4 protein-coding genes are annotated in these 2,745 nt (G+C 65.4%); all 4 read left to right on the top strand.

The features are described from left to right. On the top strand, window positions 1-769 hold a 769-nt coding region (locus HX873_RS29465; protein WP_177123606.1), incomplete at its 5' end, for a MoxR family ATPase. Window positions 770-774: 5 nt separating this feature from the next. After that, a complete protein-coding gene (locus HX873_RS29460) occupies window positions 775-1,707 on the top strand; it encodes a DUF58 domain-containing protein (protein WP_003218540.1) in 933 nt (310 codons plus the stop codon). Then, window positions 1,704-2,198 (top strand): DUF4381 domain-containing protein, encoded by a 495-nt coding sequence (locus HX873_RS29455; RefSeq protein WP_003218539.1) that lies wholly within the window; start codon window positions 1,704-1,706, stop codon window positions 2,196-2,198. Before HX873_RS29460 ends, HX873_RS29455 begins: the two co-directional genes overlap by 4 nt. Continuing rightward, window positions 2,191-2,745 (top strand): VWA domain-containing protein (locus HX873_RS29450; RefSeq protein WP_177123605.1); only part of this gene is annotated, 555 nt, incomplete at its 3' end. The genes HX873_RS29455 and HX873_RS29450, both read left to right, overlap by 8 nt.

Genomic DNA, 2,745 nt, shown 5'->3' with positions numbered 1-2,745 from the left:
TCGCATCCAGTTCACCCCCGACCTGCTGCCCGCCGACATCACCGGCACCGAGATCTATCGCCCGGAAACCGGCAGTTTCGTGTTCCAGCAAGGCCCGATCTTCCACAACCTGGTGCTGGCGGACGAAATCAACCGTGCCCCGGCCAAGGTGCAGTCTGCATTGCTCGAAGCCATGGCCGAGCGCCAAGTCAGCGTGGGGCGCAGCACTTACGAGTTGTCGCCATTGTTCCTGGTGATGGCCACGCAAAACCCGATCGAGCAGGAAGGCACCTACCCGCTGCCCGAAGCCCAGCTCGACCGTTTCCTGATGCACGTGAAAATCGGCTTCCCCGATGCCGCCGTCGAGCGCCGCATCCTGCAGCAGGCCCGTGGCGAAGCCCTCAACGGTGAAACCAAGCCCGAGCGGCGCGTCAGCCAGCAGGCGATCTTCGCCGCGCGCAAGGAAATCCTCGGCCTGTACATGGCCGATGCGGTGGAGGAATACCTGGTGCAACTGGTCATGGCCACTCGCACCCCGGCCAAGTTCGATCCGGAAATGGCCGAATGGATTGCCTATGGCGCCAGCCCTCGTGGCTCGATTGCCCTGGACCGCTGCGCCCGGGCCCACGCCTGGCTGGCCGGCCGCGATTTCGTCAGCCCAGAAGACATCCAGGCGGTGCTGTTCGACGTGCTGCGCCACCGCATCATTCTGTCGTTCGAGGCCGAAGCGGCCGGCATCGACCAGGACCGCGTGGTGCAACGCATTCTCGACGTCGTTGCCGTCGCTTGACGCCTATGAACGCTGGCGATGGAACCCGTGTCACCCTGAGCGAATTGATCGAGATGCGCCATCGCGTGCGGGAAGTGCAGCTGTTTTCCACGCCGAGCCAGCGCAGCCCGCTGATCGGCCTGCACCACTCGAAACTGCGCGGGCGCGGGGTCGACTTCGACCAGGTGCGGGTGTATCAGGCCGGCGACGATGTGCGCACCATCGACTGGCGCGTCACCGCACGCACCCAGGAGCCCCACACCAAGCTGTTTCATGAAGAGCGCGAACGGCCGATCTTCATCATGGTGGAGCAAAGCTGCCGCTTGTTTTTCGGCTCGGGGCAGATGTTCAAATCGGTGCTGGCGGCCCAGGCGGCGAGCCTGATCGGCTGGGCAGCGCTGGGCCATAACGACCGGGTCGGCGGGCTGGTGTTCGGTGACAGCGAGCACTACGAAATCAAACCCCGGCGCAGCAAGCAAAGCCTGCTGCAATTGCTCAACCGGTTGGTACGGGTCAACCAGAGCCTCAACACCGAACGCCGCCCCGAAGCCGACGCCCTCGGCATGGCCTTGCGCCGAGCCCGGGAAGTATTGCGCCCGGGCAGCCTGGTGATTGTGATCTGTGACGAGCGCGCCCTGACCGAAGGCGCCGAGCAACAGCTGAGCCTGTTGTCGCGGCATTGCGACCTGCTGCTGTTACCGGTTTCCGACCCGCTGGACCACGCCCTACCCGCCGCCGGCCTGCTGCGCTTCGCCGAGCGCGGCGCACAGCTGGAGCTGGACACCCTGAATTTTGATCTGCGCCAGGCCTACAAGGCCCAGGCCGAAGCCCGCAGCGCACGCTGGGAACTGCTCGCGCAAAAGCTGCGGGTGCTGTTGATGCCCTTGAGTACCCAGGGTGAAATGGTCGAGCAACTGCGCGAATACCTGAACCCGCAACGCCCGGTTAAAAAGCAATGAGCAGCCTCGACCAACTGCAACCCCTGATTGCCCCGCCAGTGATCGGCTTCTGGCCGCCGGCGCCGGGTTGGTGGCTGTTGCTGCTGATCATCCCGTTGGCGGGCTGGGGCCTGTGGTGGCTGCGCCGTTTCCTGCCAGCCAAGCGCCCATTGGCCCGTGCCGAACAACCCCTGGACCCGCTGCGCATCGCCGCCCTCGCCGAACTGGCCCTGATGCCCAAACCCTACGACGGCGCACCGGCCGGTGCCTGGCTGCAACAACTCAACGGCCTGCTCAAGCGCCTGTGCCGCAACGACTACCCCTACAGCCAGAGCCACACCCTCAACGGCCGCAAGTGGCTGGCGTTCCTCGACAACCGCTGCCCCGCCGCCGGCCTGACCCGCTGGATGGTGCTGGTGGAAGGCGCCTACAAGCCCGAATGCAAACTCGACGACAAGGCCATCGCCGGCCTGACCCAGGCCGTCGACACCTGGATTCGCAAACATGTTTGAGTTCGCCTGGCCGTGGATCTTTGCCCTGTTGCCATTGCCCTGGTTGCTGCGCCTCATCCTGCCGGTGGCCGACAGCGGCGAACCGGCGCTGAAAGTCAGCTTCCTCAGCGACCTCGAAGGCCTGGCCCGCCGCCGCGCGCGGGTCAACCTGCCGGGATGGCGCCAGCAAGCACCGTTTGTGTTCCTGTGGCTGCTGCTGTTGACCGCCGCCGCCCGCCCGGAATGGTTGGGCGAACCCTTGCCGATTGCAGCCAGCGGCCGCGACTTGCTGGTGGCGGTGGACGTTTCCGGCTCGATGGACTTCCCCGACATGCAATGGCAAGACGAAGACGTCAGCCGCCTGAGCCTGGTCAAGCACCTGCTGGGAGATTTCCTGGAGGGCCGCGAAGGTGATCGCGTGGGATTGATCCTGTTCGGCAGCCAGGCCTATCTGCAAGCGCCGCTGACCTTTGACCGGCGCACCGTGCGCACCTGGCTGGATGAGGCGCGGATTGGCATCGCCGGTAAAAACACCGCGATTGGCGACGCCATCGGCCTGGCCCTCAAG

The organism is Pseudomonas sp. P7758 (genome assembly GCF_013386485.1).
Classification (GTDB): domain Bacteria; phylum Pseudomonadota; class Gammaproteobacteria; order Pseudomonadales; family Pseudomonadaceae; genus Aquipseudomonas.
The sequence above is the reverse complement of the archived record's forward strand: the minus strand, read 5'-3'. Positions and strand labels throughout refer to the sequence as shown.